This is a genomic window from Bacillus sp. EA-CB0995 (assembly GCF_055814245.1).
This window is the reverse complement of the sequence record NZ_CP169269.1, coordinates 2,925,950-2,944,222: the sequence shown is the minus strand read 5'-3', so window position 1 is coordinate 2,944,222 and position 18,273 is coordinate 2,925,950. Positions and strand designations below refer to the sequence as shown.

General features: G+C 35.3%; 13 protein-coding genes, 3 pseudogenes and 1 other annotated feature (1 of these 17 running past the window's edge). Of the genes and pseudogenes, 14 read left to right on the top strand and 2 right to left on the bottom strand.

Annotated features, from left to right (window positions below; genetic code table 11):
* Nucleotides 1–24: 24 nt before the first annotated feature.
* The 3 genes from ACEWFJ_RS15215 to ACEWFJ_RS15205 all read left to right on the top strand — a co-directional run bounded on the left by ACEWFJ_RS15215 (nt 25) and on the right by ACEWFJ_RS15205 (nt 3,396).
* The gene (locus ACEWFJ_RS15215) at nt 25–501 is read left to right on the top strand and encodes a glutathione peroxidase (protein WP_098310824.1); all 477 of its coding nucleotides are present in this window, start codon (nt 25–27) and stop codon (nt 499–501) included.
* 172 nt (nt 502–673) lie between these two features.
* Nucleotides 674–1,165 carry a hypothetical protein gene (locus ACEWFJ_RS15210; RefSeq protein ID WP_473692539.1) on the top strand — a complete coding sequence of 164 codons (492 nt, stop codon included), beginning with the start codon at nt 674–676 and terminating at the stop codon, nt 1,163–1,165.
* Between the two features lie 299 nt (nt 1,166–1,464).
* Nucleotides 1,465–3,396, top strand: coding sequence for an LTA synthase family protein (locus ACEWFJ_RS15205; protein ID WP_473689107.1), 1,932 nt, complete (start codon nt 1,465–1,467; stop codon nt 3,394–3,396).
* 116 nt (nt 3,397–3,512) lie between these two features.
* Here the strand turns inward: ACEWFJ_RS15205 and ACEWFJ_RS15200 are convergent.
* Nucleotides 3,513–4,379, bottom strand: a pseudogene (locus ACEWFJ_RS15200) (excalibur calcium-binding domain-containing protein).
* Between the two features lie 386 nt (nt 4,380–4,765).
* A pseudogene (locus ACEWFJ_RS15195) lies at nt 4,766–5,113 on the bottom strand (hypothetical protein); the annotation flags it as partial.
* A gap of 120 nt (nt 5,114–5,233) precedes the next feature.
* Between ACEWFJ_RS15195 and ACEWFJ_RS15190 the strand changes: the two are divergent.
* The 11 genes and pseudogenes from ACEWFJ_RS15190 (at nt 5,234) to ACEWFJ_RS15140 (ending at nt 18,043) form a co-directional block, all read left to right on the top strand.
* Nucleotides 5,234–5,881, top strand: a complete 648-nt coding sequence (locus tag ACEWFJ_RS15190) for an HD domain-containing protein (protein WP_473689106.1) — start codon at nt 5,234–5,236, stop codon at nt 5,879–5,881.
* Nucleotides 5,878–7,770, top strand: coding sequence for an ABC-F family ATP-binding cassette domain-containing protein (locus ACEWFJ_RS15185; RefSeq protein ID WP_473689104.1), 1,893 nt, complete (start codon nt 5,878–5,880; stop codon nt 7,768–7,770). Before ACEWFJ_RS15190 ends, ACEWFJ_RS15185 begins: the two co-directional genes overlap by 4 nt.
* Nucleotides 7,771–7,845: 75 nt before the next feature.
* Nucleotides 7,846–8,577, top strand: a complete 732-nt coding sequence (locus tag ACEWFJ_RS15180; RefSeq protein WP_473689102.1) for a Bax inhibitor-1/YccA family protein — start codon at nt 7,846–7,848, stop codon at nt 8,575–8,577.
* Between the two features lie 764 nt (nt 8,578–9,341).
* Nucleotides 9,342–10,706: a tyrosine-tyramine antiporter gene (tyrP, locus tag ACEWFJ_RS15175; protein WP_473689101.1), complete on the top strand. Its 1,365-nt coding sequence runs from the start codon at nt 9,342–9,344 to the stop codon at nt 10,704–10,706.
* Nucleotides 10,707–10,901: 195 nt separating this feature from the next.
* Nucleotides 10,902–12,788 carry a tyrosine decarboxylase gene (tdc, locus tag ACEWFJ_RS15170; protein WP_473689100.1) on the top strand — a complete coding sequence of 629 codons (1,887 nt, stop codon included), beginning with the start codon at nt 10,902–10,904 and terminating at the stop codon, nt 12,786–12,788.
* A gap of 190 nt (nt 12,789–12,978) precedes the next feature.
* Nucleotides 12,979–14,240: pseudogene (gene tyrS / locus ACEWFJ_RS15165) on the top strand (tyrosine--tRNA ligase).
* Nucleotides 14,241–14,783: 543 nt separating this feature from the next.
* Entirely contained in the window at nt 14,784–15,122 is a 339-nt protein-coding gene (locus tag ACEWFJ_RS15160) for a single-stranded DNA-binding protein (RefSeq protein WP_098311095.1), read from the top strand.
* Nucleotides 15,123–15,185: 63 nt separating this feature from the next.
* Nucleotides 15,186–16,313, top strand: a complete 1,128-nt coding sequence (locus tag ACEWFJ_RS15155; RefSeq protein ID WP_473689099.1) for a conserved virulence factor C family protein — start codon at nt 15,186–15,188, stop codon at nt 16,311–16,313.
* A 5-nt stretch (nt 16,314–16,318) separates the two neighbouring features.
* Entirely contained in the window at nt 16,319–16,702 is a 384-nt protein-coding gene (locus ACEWFJ_RS15150; protein ID WP_098311092.1) for a thiol-disulfide oxidoreductase DCC family protein, read from the top strand.
* A gap of 84 nt (nt 16,703–16,786) precedes the next feature.
* Nucleotides 16,787–17,221 (top strand): BrxA/BrxB family bacilliredoxin, encoded by a 435-nt coding sequence (locus ACEWFJ_RS15145; RefSeq protein WP_098311091.1) that lies wholly within the window; start codon nt 16,787–16,789, stop codon nt 17,219–17,221.
* Nucleotides 17,222–17,266: 45 nt separating this feature from the next.
* Nucleotides 17,267–18,043 (top strand): class I SAM-dependent methyltransferase, encoded by a 777-nt coding sequence (locus ACEWFJ_RS15140; protein ID WP_429720607.1) that lies wholly within the window; start codon nt 17,267–17,269, stop codon nt 18,041–18,043.
* 40 nt (nt 18,044–18,083) lie between these two features.
* Nucleotides 18,084–18,273, top strand: a binding site (T-box leader); it runs 26 nt beyond the window's last position.

Below are 18,273 nucleotides of genomic sequence, written 5' to 3'. Positions count from 1 at the left end.
TTACATGATAGGAGTGAAAAGGACATGACAATTTATGATTTTTCTGCAAAAACAATAACAGGAGAAGAAAAGTCATTACGTGATTATGAAGGAAAAGTAGTATTAATTGTGAATGTTGCCAGTAAATGTGGTTTTACACCACAATATAAAGGCTTGCAAGCTTTGTATGAAAAATATAAGGAGCAAGGTTTTGAAATACTCGGATTCCCATGCAATCAATTTGGAGGTCAAGAGCCAGGAACAGAAGATGAAATTACGAGTTTTTGTGAACTAAATTATGGTGTGACGTTTCCGATGTTCGCAAAAATAGATGTAAAAGGGAATAACACGCATCCGTTATTTCACTATTTAACAGAGCAAGCGCCAGGGCTATTAGGGATGAAAGCGGTAAAGTGGAATTTTACGAAATTTTTAGTGGGGCGTGACGGTGAGGTAGTGAAGCGTTTTGCACCTAAGACGAAACCAGAACAGCTAGAAATGGAGATCGAAAAGGAAATATAGAGAAAAGAGGCCGATATAGAAGAGCCTCTTTTTTTGTTAGCTACCTTTTAAAACATAGATAGCAGAAAAGAATTTTCATTGATAATAGGAGTATTCGAAAATAATATAGTAGTATAAGGATGTAGGGGGAAATAGTTTGAGAAAATTTATTTTTAGTATAGGATGTTTATTTATGATGTTAGCTGGTTGCAGTACGAGTAATTATGATGCACACGTTGAAGCGGGCATGAAAGCATTAAAAGATGAGAAGTATAGTGATGCAATTATGTGGTTTGAAAAAGCCAATCAAGAAAAGTCTACAGCTGAAACAAAAACTTATATGAAAGTTGCAAAATGGATGGAACAGGGTGCTACTGCATTAAAAGCTGGGGATTATAAACAAACAATTGAGAATGCGAATCAAGTAATATCTATGAAAAAGGATGCTACACTTGAAAAAGCTGTAAAGGCAAATGCTGAAGAAATGTTGCAGAAGGCAAAGGATATAGAGAAAAAAGAAAAAGCGAGAGATGAAAAGAGAAAGGAAATAGATGAGAAAGGTATTGATAAAGCCATTAAAGCGGTAGATAGTGTTGATCAAGTAAGAGAAAAGCAAAAGGAGATTGGAGAATCTTTAGATCAAGCTGAAAAAGCAACGGAAAAAATAGAGGCAAAGAAAAACTGACATGCAGAAACACCGAAGATGCAAGAAACAAAGAATAAATTGAATGATAAACCATTCGTTTTAAATGTTCATAGCGATTTTCCATAAGGATGTTAATAGTTAGAAGGGAAAATTGAAGGAATTATGGTATAATAGAGAGCTTCTATTTTATATATTAATTTTATAAAAAAAAAGAAAAAGTTCACATGAAATACAAAAGTATTCGATACAATGTCTCGGTGAGAAAAAAGTCATAAATACATGAAAAGATATTCTATGTGTTCATTCAACAAATGTTCTAGTCAGAAAGGGAGAGAGAGATGAAGGAATCGTTAAAAAAACAATATCAAAATATGCGCTTTATTTTGTTAACCGTAATTTTGATATGGTTAAAAACATATATTGTTACGCGATTTAGTTTTGATTTGAAGATAGATTCTGCTATGCAAGAATTTATTCTTTTTATTAGTCCGTTAGCATCTTCTTTGGTGTTAATTGGGCTTGCATTATTTGCGAAGGGGCCAAAAAGGAATTATATAGCTATCAGTATTAACATTATTATGACCATTATCCTCATTGGTAATGTAATGTTTTATGGTTTTTATAATGATTTTGTTACACTTCCAGTGTTAATGCAAACGTCGAATATGGACGGATTAGGATCTAGTATAAAAGCTTTATTAGACATTAAGTTTTTATTAATGTTTGCGGATGTTATCTTTTTATTTTACCTTGCTAAAAAGAAGCCTAAATTTGCAAAAACAGAGCGTATTTCTGGCTCTATGAAGTCGCTATATTTTTTAATGAGTATTGCTATTTTTATGGTAAACCTTGGTTTGGCAGAAAAGGAACGTCCTGAATTATTAACTCGTTCATTTGACCGCGTTATGCTTGTGAAAAATCTTGGGATATATTTTCATCAAGTATATGATTTTGGATTACAAGTAAAGACAAGCTCACAAAAAGTATTTGCTGATGGAAGTAAAATTCAAGAAGCAGAGAATTATATGAAAACAGTGGAAACAAAACCTGATCCAAATATGTATGGTATGGCAAAAGGAAAGAACGTTATTGTTGTTTCTTTAGAATCAACGCAGTCCTTTTTAATTGATTCTAAAGTAAATGGGCAAGAAGTTACACCTTTCTTAAATCAATTTAAAAAAGAAAGTTATTATTTCGAAAACTTTTACCATCAGACAGGACAAGGGAAAACATCGGATGCAGAGTTTATGATTGATAACTCATTATATCCGTTAGATCGTGGTTCAGTATTCTTTACGAATGCTAGTAATGAGTATATGGCAACTCCAGAAATTTTACATGAACAAGGCTATTATACATCTGTATTCCATGCGAATAATGCTTCGTTCTGGAATCGTAATGTGATGTATCCATCCTTAGGATATGATCGTTTCTATAATGAATTGGATTATAACGTTACACCAGAGAATAAAATAGGATGGGGATTGAAGGATAAAGACTTCTTTGATCAATCAGTGGATAAGTTACAAAAGATTGATCAGCCGTTCTATGCTCGTTTTCTTACATTAACGAACCATTTTCCATTTACGTATGATGACAGTATAAAAATGATTGAACCATTTAATTCAGGCGACGAAACATTAGATAACTATTTTGTTACAGCGCGCTATGAAGATGAAGCTTTAAAAGAATTTATTCAACGTTTAAAAGACACTGGAATATATGACAACTCAGTTATCGTTTTCTACGGTGATCACTATGGTATTTCAGACAACCATAATCGTGCGATGGCACAATACTTAGGGAAAAATGAAATTACTCCATATGATCACATGCAGCTACAACGTACACCATTATTTGTTCATGTTCCAGGTCAAACAGAAGGAAAAACAATGACTGCTCCTGCTGGTGAAGTAGACGTGAAACCGACGATTCTTCACTTATTAGGAGTTGATACTTCTAATGATATTGAGTTTGGTCATGATTTATTTTCACCAGATCGAGAACCGTTCGTTGTAGAACGTGATGGAAGCTTTATTACAGATAAATATATTTATTACAATAGCACATTCTACGATCGTCTAACTGGTCAGGTCGCTCAAGTACCAGAACAAGAGGCAAAAGCACTTATTAATCGGGCACAGACAGAATTGAAAATGTCCGATAGTATTATTCAAGGTGACTTGTTACGTTTCTCAGATGCGGCGACTAAAGTGAAATCAGGAACAATCAAAACAGCGATTAAAGATGATGATAAGAAGAAAGAATAACGAAAAACCCGGTGTCTGAAAAAGGCATCGGGTTTTTGCTATAGCTGTTAAAGCTATATTTAAAAAATGTAAAATAATGAAATTGAGCTAATAGCATCTTATTTTAAATATGTATATTATCTTTCACACGCAATCCCATCACCGTCTTTATCTAACTTATGACTATAGCCAGGATCACCAGCATGTAAAGGTGCTTTTCCAGCAGCTCTCACTTCTGAGCAATTTTTATAATATACATTTCCACTGCTTTGAGCTGGAGTAGCTTGTGGTTGTTGTTTTTCTTGTTGTTTACGAGCTTGCTCCTCAGCTTGGCGCTGTTGTTCTTCTTGTTGCTTACGAGCTTGTTCCTCAGTCTGGCGCTGTTGTTCTTCTTGTTGCTTACGGGCTTGCTCCTCAGCTTGGCGCTGTTGTTCTTCTTGTTGCTTACGAGCTTGTTCCTCAGCTTGGCGCTGTTGTTCTTCTTGTTGTTTACGGGCTTGCTCCTCAGCTTGGCGTTGTTGTTCTTCTTGTTGTTTACGAGTTTGTTCCTCAGCTTCTATCTTTTTTTCTCTGCTTCTTTTTTCTTATCGTTTTGTTCTTCTTTTGCTTTTTTCTTAGATGTAACTTGTTTATCATTCGCAACAGTCTTTTTCAGTAAAAGGAGTTGCAATATTGCCTAATACAATGGCAACTACGAATAAAATAGCAGTAATAAAAAATTGTTTTTTAGCTATTCCTGTTTTCTTAAAAATTGATAAAATGGCTAATATTAGAAAGAAGAGAGACATAATGAGACATACATTAGCGAAGAAATTTAAAATCGGATGCTCTGTATGTGCATTGCTTGTTAATGATATTAATAGAAAAATAATAAAAGATATGACTGCAGATCTGCCGAATTTCATTGCTTTTCCGTTTTTCTTAAAGAATGAAATAAAGCATAAAATAAGTAGAATCGGTGTAGCTAAAAATAAAATTGTACTGATAGCGTTCCAAAATGCCACTTTTATACCTCCATTTGTAAGATTTTATTTATTAATTATATAAGAATATACTGGAAAATGCATGTAATCTTGTAATAATTAGAAAAATAAATATGTTTTTATAGAGGTATTTGTTATTTTTTCTGGTAAAGAAAAATGGATAGGGATCTTATCGATTATATAAAATGAACTTGAAAAATGATTGATAAAAAAGGGGTATAATTTTATTTTTTAAATTCAGAAATTTTATTAAGTTTTTTGGAGGCTTTTGAGTAATAACGATGAAAAAATATGAAATTTACTTTTGTGATAAAATAGATTATAGAAAAACAAAAAGCACCAAAATCCCTGTAAAACAAGGTCACTTGGCACTTTCATCGTTTGTATGTTTTACAAAATGAATAGTTTTAGAACTGCTCATTCTTTTCCCAAGATTCAACGATATAATGAGCAACTGTCGGATTTACACCGCGGCCGATTAAGTACGTGATCGCCGTAATTTCAGTCATGGCGTGTGCTACGGAAGTATGTTTTGCTTCATTTACACCGTAGTCTACCCAAGGTTTTACGAGGCTTAATACAGGTTGTTTTAAGTGGTGATATTGTAAAGCATATTGTTGGATTTGTTGTTGTGTTGGTTCTGTTGGCGTTGTAGGGCTGGATTGAGGGATACGTGAATCATAATAATACTGTTGGTGTGGTTGTGGCTCATAGTTTGATTGATAGTATGGTTGGTGTGGATAGGGCTGTTGCGGGTTGTAGAACATTTTTTTCCTCCTCCATGATACTAGTTACAACATATAGTATGGGCGGACGAGAAAATGTGTGATGAAAAAATGGGGGCGTGTTACAATAATAAATTGGGTGAAGATATTATGAAAAAACAAGAACAAATTGAAAAAACGATTACATTTGTAAAAGACATACTAGAAAAAGATGCAAGCGGACATGACTGGTATCATATTGAGCGTGTGCATAAATTAGCGATTGTATTATCTGAAAAGGAAGGCGGGCAGCGCTTTGTTATTGAAATGGCAGCTTTGCTTCACGACGTCGCAGATGAGAAGTTAAATGAAAGTGAAGAAGCTGGTATGAAGAAAGTAACAGATTGGCTTGAACAATTAGAGATTATACAAGAGGATGTAGATCATATTGTTCATATTATTGCCAATATGTCTTATAAAGGTGGACACGGTGGAACTGTGGCAACGTTAGAAGGAAAAATTGTACAAGACGCTGATCGCCTTGATGCACTTGGGGCAATTGGAATTGCCCGGACATTTGCTTATGGAGGGGCAAAGGGACGTTTAATGTATGATCCGAAAATTCCACCGCGTGAAGTGATGACGAAGGAAGAATATCGAAAAAGTGATGAACCATCGTTGAATCATTTTTATGAAAAACTGTTAAAGTTGAAAGATTTAATGAATACAGCTGCAGCGAAAGAAGAGGCGGAAGAACGTCATCGCTATATGGAGCAATTTATTGACCAATTTATGAAAGAGTGGAATGCACAAATATGAGAATGTTAACAGTCGAAAATGTATCCAAATCATATGGGGAGAAACCGTTATTTAATGGTCTATCTTTTAGTATTGCTGAAGGGCAGCGTGCTGGTATCATCGGTGTAAATGGAACTGGTAAATCAACATTATTAAAAATTATTGCAGGTGTAGAAATTCCAGATACGGGAGAAATGACACATACGCGTGGTTATACGATTAGTTATTTATCACAGCAACCGGATTTTAAAGAAAACTTAACTGTACTTGAGCAAGTGTTCCATGGCGATACACCGTTAATTCGTCTTCTTCGTGAGTATGAGCAGACATTATTAAACTTAGAAAAAAATCCAACAAATGAAAAAGCGCAGGAAGCATTATTTGCAGTGCAGCAGCGTATGGATGCAATGAATGCTTGGGAAGCAAATGCAAATGCAAAATCGTTGTTAACAAAGCTTGGGATTACTGATTTTTCTGCGGCAGTAGGAAATTTATCAGGCGGACAGAAAAAGCGTGTTGCGATGGCGCAATGTTTTATTCAAACACCAGATTTATTAATTTTGGATGAGCCGACGAACCATCTGGATCATGAAACAGTAGAGTGGCTAGAAGAATATTTATCGCGTTACACAGGTTCCGTTTTACTTGTTACGCATGATCGTTATTTCTTAAATCGTGTAACGAACCGTATTTTTGAATTAGACAATGGTAAGTTATATAGCTATGAAGGAAATTACGGTGCCTTTTTAGAAGCGAAAGCACTTCGAGAAGAACAAGAAATTGCACAGGAAGCAAAGCGTCAAAACTTATATCGCCGTGAACTTGCGTGGATTCGCCGCGGTGCAAAAGCTCGTTCTACGAAGCAAAAAGCACGTATTCAGCGTTTTGAAGATCTGCAAAAGAAAGAAGGACCAACAGCAAAACAAAACGTTGATATTGCACTTGGCGGTAGTAGATTAGGAAAGAAAGTACTTGAATTAAAAGATGTGACAAAAACATTTGGGAATAAAACTGTTCTTCATAATTTCCAATATATTGTGAAACCAGGGGATCGTATCGGTATTATCGGTGCAAATGGTAGCGGGAAATCTTCTCTATTAAATATGCTAGCTGGGAAAATCACACCAGACAGTGGTGAGATTGAAGTAGGACAAACAGTAAAAATCGCATACTATACGCAAGAAAATGAAGATATGAACTTAAATCAGCGTATGATTGAATATATTAAAGAAGCAGCTGAAGTCATTCATACGACAGATGGAAAAACAATTAGTGCTTCGCAAATGCTAGAGCGCTTCTTGTTTGAGCCGCACACACATGGTACACCGCTTAATAAATTGTCAGGCGGTGAAAGAAGAAGACTGTATTTACTGCGCATTTTAATGGGAGAGCCGAACGTTCTGCTTCTAGATGAGCCGACAAACGATTTAGATACGCAAACATTAACAGTGCTTGAAGATTATTTAGAAGAGTTTCCTGGTGTTGTGATTACTGTATCGCATGATCGATACTTCCTTGATAAAATCGCAGAAGAACTTTTTGTTTTTGAAGGTAACGGTCACGTTCGCGTCTTCTTTAGTAGTTATAGCGATTATTTAGATGAGAAAAAAGAACAAGAAACACTGTTAAAAGCAGAAGTGCAGAAAGAAAAGAAAGTAGAAGAGGCTCCAAAACAGCAAAGGAAACGTAAACTTTCCTATAATGAACAGCGTGAATGGGAAACAATTGAAGATAAGATTGCAGAGTTAGAAGCGAAAATTGAAAGTATTGCAGCAGAATTAGAGAAAGTTGGTGCTGATTATACGAAAGCACAGCAGCTTTCTGAAGAGCAGCAACAAACAGAAGAAGAATTAGAGCAAACAATGGAGCGCTGGAGTGAACTATCTGACATTGTAGAAGGGTTAAAATAAGAACAAGCTGCATATGTTGAAAAATAAAGGGAAAATATTTACACTATTGGTAGAAAATATTTTAGGAGGGAAATCATGCGAACATCTAATCCAATGTTAAAGAAAGAGGCGTTTCGGAAAGAGGGCGTAAGTACTTCAGCGATGACAATCGGTGGTACAGTTGGTAAAACGTTTATTATGCTCATATTGTTATTAGGAACGTCTGTGTACGCATACACGCAGATGATAGAAAATAAGATGCAATCACCAGTATTAATTGGTGCTTTAATTATAGCGGCGATTGTAGCGCTTGCTTCGGCATTCGTACCGCGTATTTCACCAATTACAGCACCGATTTATGCAGCTGTGGAAGGGATTGTATTAGGAAGTATTTCTGCTATGTATACAATACGTTTTGGTGATTATATCATCTTACATGCAGTGTTACTAACCATTTCTATTTTACTAGCAATGTTAGTGTTATATGCAACGCGTGCTGTGAAAGTAACGGATAAGTTCCGTACAGGTGTTATGGCAGCAACGCTTGGGATTATGATTATGTATTTAATCGTTTTAGTTCTACAATTATTTGGCGTGGCAGTACCATTCTTACATCAAGGTGGAACAATTGGCATGATCGTTAGTGCAGTTGTGATTGTTGTTGCCGCGTTAAACTTAATGCTAGACTTTGATTTCATTGAAGGCGGTGCGCGCGGCGGTGCTCCGAAGTATATGGAGTGGTACGGCGCATTAGGATTAATGATGACATTAGTTTGGTTATACCTAGAAATTTTACGCTTCGTTTCTTATTTTGTAAAAAATGATTAAAATGGTGAAATCCTGCATGTTTGTATCATGCAGGATTTCTTTTTTGAAGTTTTATCGAGATAAAGATGATTTTTTCTTATGCAAAAATATCTTTTTATATTTTTTACCACATTCTTCGTTTTTTCTACAATAAAGAAAAAAGAAGAGGTGAAGCAAATCGCATGATGAATATTCTCTGTACATAGTTATAGTCTACTTGACTTTAATTTTTAGACTATCTAAACAGCGAAAAAGAACAAGAAACTAAAACGGACAGTTTAGTAAACGTCTTTTAATACCTAAATACTTAAGAGATGGCCTCGGTTATAGTACCGGAGCCATCTTTTTTAGTGTCCATTGATAACAATGATGATTATGAGCTATGTTAATGATTTGAAGAATGAACAGCCAAATCTGAAAACAATAAAAAATATTTTAAAGCTCTCTTTTCAAATTTATTTCTTTAACGGACTTTTGAGTGTGTCTATATAATAATTTTTTTCTGAAATAAGGACGTCCTTTAAAAATGGTTAAATAGTTTTTGTATTTCCATATTTTAATTCTATGCAAATCCTCGAGCGTTTTTTCTGTACTAAAATTCACCAAATCCTTATCTTACATAACTATCAAGTGATAGGGCTATTTTAAAAAGGATGAATTCTATGTCTTTTATAGATTATTACATTGAATATGGGAAAGAAGGAAATTTTTATGGCTAACACAAAAAAATTAACACTTTTTGGGCTAATTGGTATTACGATGGCTTTTTTGGAACAGTGCGAAGTGTGCCGACTCTTGCGATTACTGGTTGGACCCAAATCTTCTATATGTTGATAGCTGCGTTTGCATTTGCTCTCCCTATTGCATTAATGTCAGCTGAGCTTTCAACGGCTTTCCCTGAGGAAGGCGGACCTCAAGTTTGGGTGAAAAATGGTTTAAGTGAGAAATGGGGATTTGTTACCTCCTGGTTATTATGGGTTCAAATGTTTTTCGGGATGGTAATGGTTGCGTCAACTGTTGGTGTTCTATTCGGTTACGTTATTAATAAACCACAATTATCTTCAAACAACTACTTTATTTTTGCCGTAATCTTAATTTCATACTGGAGCGTGACTTTATTAAACCTTAAGTTTGATATGGTAAAAGTTGCGGGTAACTGGGGCGCTGTTATTGGTGTATACATTCCGTTTGTCATTCTTGTTGTTCTAGGTGTCATTTATATGATTAAAAACGGGATTCAACCTAATAGTTATTTAGGGGGCTTTAAGCCAAGTGATCTTATTCCTAATTTTAAGGACTTAGGAAGTTTAACTTATTTATCAGGAATTATCTTTATTTTTGCAGGAGTAGAAATTTCGTCTGTACATGCGAATGAGATTGAAAATCCAAAACGAAACTATCCAATTGCCGTTATCACTTCTGTAATTTTATTAGCAATTTTTAATATCATTGCTGGTTTAACAGTTGCAAATGCGGTACCAAAAGGTAAATTGGAGCTTGCCAATATTACACAGCCATATATGATTTTCTGTAAAGATTTAGGTATTCCATCTATCGTTGTTAACATCATTTCTTTAATGATTTTAATTGGTGTATTAGTGCAGCTAAGTGCATGGGTACTTGGACCAAGTAAATCTATGATTAAAGTGGCAGAGGAAGGGAATTTGCCGAAGTTCTTCCAAAAGAGAACAGAGAAAGATATTCCAATTACTTTTGTGATGATTCAAGCAATTGTAATTTCGTTAGTATCGATCTTATATATAGTAGTTCCAGATGTTAACAGTGCCTTCTTAATTATAACAATTACAACAACGATTTTATATTGTGTTGTGTATGTTTTAATCGCTATTTCAGCCGTTCGTTTGCGCTATAAGATGGCAGATCTTGATAGACCATTTAGATTAGGAAGTAAAGGGAATGGATTAATGTGGACGGTCTCTATTCTTTCAATGATAAGCATTGTTTTCACAATTATTGTAAGTATTATTCCGCCATCTATTTTAAAGCCAAGTCAATATACTGGATATGTTATTTATCAAGTGGCCGCTACAGTAGTAATGATTGGTATAGCACTTATCATCAACAAATTTAAAAAACCAGAGTGGAAGAAAGATAACGCCCCACCGGGGGATTTAAAGAAATCAAGCTAAAGAGCCAATAAATACTTGGTACGTATTCCTTAAATTTGAGTTAGCTTATTTGACTAACAATGTTTTATACCCTGTTTTTGATGACAAATATTAATTTATGTGTGAATTTTTGTGCGGTAAAACCTAAAAATAATAACGTATTTTGTATCGAAGTTGCTTAGGAAAATATGTGAGATAATTTGGAGGAAATGAAAAATGAAATATAAAATTCCGGATATTAATTTAAAAGCACTATTCTTAGGTGATAAAGGTGAAAATGCCGACTTATTTAAAGAGCTGTTAATCAAAATGGTAGATGAACATGTAGGTTGGCGTCAAAATTACCAACCACAAGATTTACCAGTAATTACTCCGCAAGATAAAAGTTCACAAAGTTTTGAAGAGACTGCAGATCATGTCCGCAGTGTAATGGATTTATTATCATCAAAACTTCGTACCAATTCATTACCATGGCATTCGGCTGGGCGGTTTTGGGGACATATGAATTCCGAAACATTAATGCCAGCTATTATTGGGTATACAGCTGCAATGTTATGGAATGGGAATAACGTGGCATATGAATCTTCCCCTGCCACTTCTCAAATGGAAGAAGAAGTAGGACATGAATTTGCTGCTCTTATGAGCTATAAAAAAGGTGAGGGTTGGGGGCATATTTGTGCGGATGGTTCGATTGCTAATCTAGAAGGCCTTTGGTATGCAAGAAACATGAAATCTCTTCCTTTAGCGGTTAAAGACGTAGCTCCTCAATTAGTGGAAAATAAATCAGATTGGGAATTATTAAACATGACTACAGAAGAGATATTAGATATTATAGAAAAAATTCCTGAAAAAATTGATGACATAAAAGCACATTCTGCGCGTAGTGGTCAACATCTACGAGAGCTGGGTAAATGGTTGATTCCACAAACAAAACACTATTCTTGGCTAAAATCAGCGGATATTATTGGTATTGGCCTAGATAATGTGGAAGCAATTGATGTTGATCATAACTATCGAATGGACATTGGCAAACTCGAAGAAAAAATCCGAGAATTGGCTGCAGAAAAAATACCTATTCTTGGTGTGGTAGGCGTTATTGGTACAACAGAAGAGGGACAAGTAGATCGTATTGATAAAATTGTTGAGCTGCGTGAAAAATTAGCAAAAGAGGGTATTTATTTTTACATTCATATAGATGCTGCTTATGGTGGGTATGCTCGATCTATTTTCTTAGATGAAAACAATGAATTTATTGATTATAACAAAATTGATGAAGTGTATGAAAAATATGGTATTTTCAATGAGAAAAATGAATGGCTGACTGAAGATATTTACCATTCTTTCAAAGCAATGATGCACGCTGAAACGATTACGATTGATCCACATAAAATGGGATATATCCCTTACTCAGCTGGTGGGATTGTAGTAAAAGATATTAGAATGCGTGATGTCATTTCTTACTTTGCAACATATGTGTTTGAAAAAGGAGCCGATATTCCTGCATTACTTGGTGCATATATGCTTGAAGGTTCTAAAGCGGGGGCAACTGCAGCCTCAGTTTGGACAGCCCATAAAGTATTACCATTAAACGTGACTGGTTATGGAAAATTACTTGGTGCAAGTATTGAAGGAGCTTACCGTTTTTATCATTTTTTACAGGATAAACAATTTAAAGTTGAGGATAAAACGATTAAAGTTTATCCATTAACAAAACCTGACTTTAATATGGTTGACTATGTGTTTAATGAAGAAGGAAACACAGATTTAGCAAAAATGAACAAATTAAATCATGATTTCTTTGGTGAAGCTTCTTACGTTAAAGGGAATATATATCACAATGAATTTATCACTTCTCATACAGATTTTGCTATCCCTGACTATGGAAACAGCCCACTTCCATATGTGAAAAGTCTTGGATTTAGTGAAGGAGAATGGGATAAGGAAAGAAAAGTAACAATACTACGAGCTTGTGCATTATCTCCGTACGCTCATGATAAAGATGTATTCGATGAATACGCTAGTAAGATTGAAAGCGCAATTCAAGAAAAGCTTGAAATCATTTACAATGTGGAAAAGAAAAGTAATGATGAGACATCTGTTTAAGATGCAGTATACGATATACGTTGAAGAAGTACAGTAGCAATCGATACTATTGCTGAGAGCAGTATTGATGATACAATCTAGGTGATAATACGATTAAGAATGGTCCTTATGTATTTTTTAGACATAGGGACTTTTGTTTTTAGACAAACTAAAAAAGTCAATTATTAAAAATGAAAGGGGTTAGAAAAGCATGAACATCATTGATGAATTAGAATGGCGTAATGCTATCAACCAACAAACAGATGCAGAAGGGTTACGTGAATTAGTAGAAGAGAAAAAATTTCCCTGTACTGTGGGGTAGATCCAACGGGTGATAGTATGCATATTGGACATTTAATCCCATTTATGATGATGAAACGTTTTCAATTAGAGGGGCATCATCCAGTTATTTTAATTGGAGGAGCTACTGGAACAATCGGTGATCCAAGTGGACGTCAAACAGAAAGACAACTTCAAACATTAGAACAAGTGCAGCATAATGTTGAGGCGTTAACAGCGCAAATGCAAAAGTTATTCGACTTTGGCGGAAATAGCGAAGTGAAAATGGTAAATAACTACGATTGGACACATGAAGTAAGTATCCTTGAGTTTTTACGCGATTACGGTAAAAACTTTAGTATAAATAATATGCTAGCAAAAGATATTGTAGCAAGTCGTTTAGATACAGGGATTTCATTTACAGAATTCACATACCAAATTCTACAAGCGATGGATTTCCATCACTTATACAAAGAAGAAGACGTACAACTGCAAATTGGCGGCAGTGACCAATGGGGAAATATTACAAGCGGTTTAGACTTGATTCGTAAAAAAGAAGGACCAGATGCAAAAGTCTTTGGATTAACAATTCCATTACTATTAAAATCAGACGGTACGAAATTTGGTAAAACAGCAGGAGGAGCGATCTGGTTAGATCCAGAAAAAACAACACCATTTGAATTCTACCAGTTCTGGGTGAACACAGATGATCGCGATGTGATTAAATACTTAAAATTCTTCACATTCTTAACGAAAGATAGAATTGATGAATTGGCAGTTAAGGTTCAAACAGAGCCTCATAAACGCGAAGCGCAAAGAGTATTAGCAGAAGAAATGACGAAGTTTGTTCATGGTGAGAATGCATTTCTACAAGCAGTAAAAATTACAGAAGCATTATTTAGCGGGGATATTAAAGCGTTAACTGCGGATGAAATTGAACAAGGCTTTAAAGATATGCCGACTTTCCATGCTGCAAAGGAAACAAAAAATATTGTCGAGTGGTTAGTAGATTTAGGAATTGAACCTTCTAGACGCCAAGCAAGGGAAGATATTAATAATGGAGCTATTTTGATGAATGGAGACAAAGTAACAGATGTAAATACAGATGTTACGGTAGAAAATTCATTTAATGGAAGATTTATTATTATCCGTAAAGGTAAAAAGAATTACAGCTTAGTAAAACTGGGAGAATAGGGTAGTGTTATAGGTGACAGCGGGAATTTATTATGCTTACGTCGTGGAAACAATTGTTAGATTTAATCACCATGTGATAACAGAGGTTAACAAAAACAAGTTAATAGGTCACTTAACATTAGTATCAACAGAGAATAAATAATATTAAAGAGTTAGTAAATACATTACATTCATCTTTTACTATTTCATTTTTTTAAAACTCTTCATGAAACTTCTTGTTTGCCATCCGGACATTTCCTCCTTGAAATCTATTGTAAGGACTTAGCTAAGTTGAGCCCATATGTCTATACTAACTCTATGTTAGTGTACAGATGTTTACATAATTATAATGTGTAGAAATGAGAAGAGTGCTTTTCTATCGATACTGATGAATTAAATGATTAAAGTAAAGAAATCCTGCATGTTTGTATCATGCAGGATTTCTTTTTGGTGTTTTATAAAGACAAAAATGAGTTTTTTTATACAAAAATATCTTTTTATGTTTTTTACGGCACTCTTCTTTTTTTCTACAATAAAGAAAAAAGAAGAGGTGAAATGAATCGTATGATGAATCGAGTTGTATTAATCGGTAGATTAACAAAAGATCCAGAATTATATTATACAAAGCAAGGGATTGCTTATGCGCGTCTTTGTGTGGCAGTAAATAGAGGGTTTCGTAACAGTTTAGGGGAGCAGCAAGCTGATTTCATTAACTGCATGATTTGGCGAAAATCAGCGGAAAATGTAACGATGTACTGCAAAAAAGGAGCACTTGTTGGTATAACCGGACATATTCATACGAGTCAATACAATAATGAGAGTGGAAAAAGAATATATAAGACAGAAGTTGTTATTGAAAGAATTACTTTTTTAGAGAAGAAAAAAGAGCAAGCACCTCAGTAGGAGTCTCATTTCAGAACATGTTACAATACAGGTAAGAACAGCAATAAAGGAGAGACACTATTCGTGAAAATTAAAGGGATTGAACCGACACCAAGTCCAAATACAATGAAGGTTATTTTAAATGAAGTGTTACCGTCAGGAGCACGTAATAACTATACACGTACTAATATGGGAGAAGCTCCAGAAAGAGTGCAGCAAATTTTACAAATTGATGGTATAAAAGGCGTGTATCATGTTGCGGACTTTTTAGCAGTAGAGCGTAATGCAAAATATGACTGGAAACATATTTTACAACAAGTACGTGCTGTATTTGGGGAAGAAGTAGCAACGGAGAGTGAACAAGAATCTAATGCGCATTTTGGGGAAGTAAAAGTATTTATTCAAATGTTCTTTACTATTCCTATGCAAGTGAAGTTAACAGATGGTACAACAGAGGAACGAGTTGGATTACCAGATCGTTTTAAAGAAGCAATTATGAAAGTGCAGATGTCTGCGCCAAATGTTGTAAAAGAACGTAAGTGGGTTGAGCAAAGTACACGCTACGGTGACTTTGAAGATATCGGGAAAGAAGTTGTGGAAGAGATTGTTGCGGCATATCCAGCTGAGCGCGTAGAAACAATTGTACAAGAATTATTACAGCAAGCAGGAGCAAAAGAAGTAACGATTACAAAACGTCAGCCATATAAAGTAACAGAGGAAATGATGAATGATTCTGATTGGACAAAACGTTATGCGGCACTTGAACAAATGGATCCAGCAGAAGAAGATATTCCTGTACTGAAGAAAGCGTTAGAAGATGAAAAAGTATCAATTCGCCGCTTAGCAACAGCTTATTTAGGAATGGTAAAAGGTGATGCCGTATTACCTTTACTATATAAAGCATTACTTGATAAATCAGTAAGCGTACGCCGTACAGCAGGTGACTGCCTATCAGATATCGGTGACCCAGCAGCAATGTTTGTGATGATTAAAGCGTTAAAAGATCCAAGTAAACTTGTACGCTGGCGTGCGGCAATGTTCTTATTTGAAATTGGTGATGAAAGTGCAGTTCCAGCACTTCGCGTAGCACAGGAAGATCCAGAATTTGAGGTAGCGATGCAAGCTCGCTTAGCACTTGAACGTATTGAAGGCGGAGAAGAAGCGAAAGGTTCTGTTTGGAAGCAAATGACGGAGTATCGAAAAGGAGAATAATAGCCATGCTTGTTTTTTATGATAGCTGGTGCCCGATGTGTACAAAGGTTGCAAATCGAACGAAAGAACTAGATAAAAAGGGGAAAATCAAATTTGTCTCTTTTCGCGAAGAAGAAATTGTTCAGCGATATTGCTTATCAGAAGAGATACAGCAAAATATGGAGAAACAGCTGTATATTTATAAAGATAGTCGTTGGTATAAAGGCATTAAAAGTGTAGATGTTTTAGCGAAAGCAATTCCTGCATACTGGGCAATCGTACCTTTTATTAAATTATCGATTCTTTTCGGTTTTGGTCATTTTTTATATGATTATATTGCGACAAAAAGGGAAATTGTCCCCGTTGGACATTGTAAAAATGGGGTTTGCGAACTTCCGAGGAAAAAATAAAAAAGTCATTATGTTTCTTTTGCGTCTATTATTAGAGCGTGATATGATAAATCTGGAATGAAAGTTGAAGGAGAGATTAGTAACATGACAAATGCATACGAAGAATACATGCGTCAAATGGTAATTCCAATGCGCCAAGAATTAGTACGCTCGGGATTTAAAGAATTAACAACAGCAGAAAATGTGCAAGAATATATGGAAAATGCAGAGGGGACAACATTAGTTGTTGTTAACTCTGTTTGTGGTTGTGCGGCAGGCTTAGCGCGTCCATCAGCTGGTCAAGCGGTTGTACGTTCTGAGAAGCAACCTGACAATCTTGTAACTGTATTTGCAGGTCAAGATAAAGAAGCGACAGCGATGATGCGTTCTTACTTTGATGATATCCCGCCATCTTCACCATCTATGGCACTATTAAAAGGTAAAGAAGTAGTTCACTTTATTCACCGTCATGAAATTGAAGGTGCAACAATGGATGAAATTATTAATAACTTAGAACAAGCTTTTGAAAAGCATTGCTAAAAAGGGAGAGATTTTCTCCCTTTTTCTTTGTAATGAGGTGGCAGAATGATTGTAACGACAGCAGGGCGAACAAATAAAGAAATGACCGCATATGCTGAAAAAATAGCAGCAGATTTACAATGTTCTTTTTTTGCGAGAAATGACCGTCCTATTTATGAATTACATGATCAATATAAACAAGATGTACTTGTTACTGGGAAAAATCGTTTAGCGATTTTTCCGCAAGGAACGGAAGAATCGTTCTTTTTTCATCCAAATTCAGCGATGTTTCGCGTGAAGCGATTAATGCGCGGTGAACATGATCCATTTCTGCAAGCCGCGCAGCTAGAAGAAGGGATGGAAGTATTGGATTGCACACTAGGTATGGCATCTGATAGCATCGTTGCAAGTTATGCCGTAGGAGAAGCAGGACAAGTCACTGGGTTAGAAGGCAACCGCTATATGGCATATTTGATTGAGAAAGGTCTTAAGCAATGGAATGCCGGCGTGACAGAAATAAATGAAGCAATGCAACGAATTACAGTGAAGCATACGGAGCATTTAGCTTTTTTACAACAATGTGCAGAGAATTGTTATGATGTTGTGTATTTAGACCCAATGTTTGAAGAAACAGTATTAGAATCAGACGGTATACGCGGTTTAAAACATTTTGCGCTGTACAATGATATTACGGATGAAACAATTGAAGAGGCTAAGCGTGTAGCAAGAAAACGTGTTGTTTTAAAAGACCATTTTCGTAGTACGCGTTTTAAAAAACATAACTTTTTTGTATATAAACGAAAAAGCTCTAAATTTCATTTTGGTGTAATTGAAACTTGCTAATTGTCAGATAATATGTATAATGGACTATAATAAATTGTATAGAAAATCTTGGATGAAGAGAGTAATTATTTTCAGAAGCGATAGCGAGCTAGGGATGGTGAAAGCCTAGCGCAGAGAAAATAATGAAGCGCACTTCGGAGATGCTGCTTGAACGGTATAGTAGAGTAAGCCGGGGATCCCCAACCTCGTTATAAACGGGAAAGTGGTTCGTTATGAACAACAAGGGTGGT

Bases quoted from the DNA above. Each gene is read 5' to 3' on its own strand.
- ACEWFJ_RS15215 (WP_098310824.1), top strand. From the start codon at position 25: ATGACAATTTATGATTTTTCTGCAAAAACAATAACAGGAGAAGAAAAG.
- ACEWFJ_RS15210 (WP_473692539.1), top strand. From the start codon at position 674: ATGATGTTAGCTGGTTGCAGTACGAGTAATTATGATGCACACGTTGAA.
- ACEWFJ_RS15205 (WP_473689107.1), top strand. From the start codon at position 1,465: ATGAAGGAATCGTTAAAAAAACAATATCAAAATATGCGCTTTATTTTG.
- ACEWFJ_RS15190 (WP_473689106.1), top strand. From the start codon at position 5,234: ATGAAAAAACAAGAACAAATTGAAAAAACGATTACATTTGTAAAAGAC.
- ACEWFJ_RS15185 (WP_473689104.1), top strand. From the start codon at position 5,878: ATGAGAATGTTAACAGTCGAAAATGTATCCAAATCATATGGGGAGAAA.
- ACEWFJ_RS15180 (WP_473689102.1), top strand. From the start codon at position 7,846: ATGCGAACATCTAATCCAATGTTAAAGAAAGAGGCGTTTCGGAAAGAG.
- tdc (WP_473689100.1), top strand. From the start codon at position 10,902: ATGAAATATAAAATTCCGGATATTAATTTAAAAGCACTATTCTTAGGT.
- ACEWFJ_RS15160 (WP_098311095.1), top strand. From the start codon at position 14,784: ATGATGAATCGAGTTGTATTAATCGGTAGATTAACAAAAGATCCAGAA.
- ACEWFJ_RS15150 (WP_098311092.1), top strand. From the start codon at position 16,319: ATGCTTGTTTTTTATGATAGCTGGTGCCCGATGTGTACAAAGGTTGCA.
- ACEWFJ_RS15145 (WP_098311091.1), top strand. From the start codon at position 16,787: ATGACAAATGCATACGAAGAATACATGCGTCAAATGGTAATTCCAATG.
- ACEWFJ_RS15140 (WP_429720607.1), top strand. From the start codon at position 17,267: ATGATTGTAACGACAGCAGGGCGAACAAATAAAGAAATGACCGCATAT.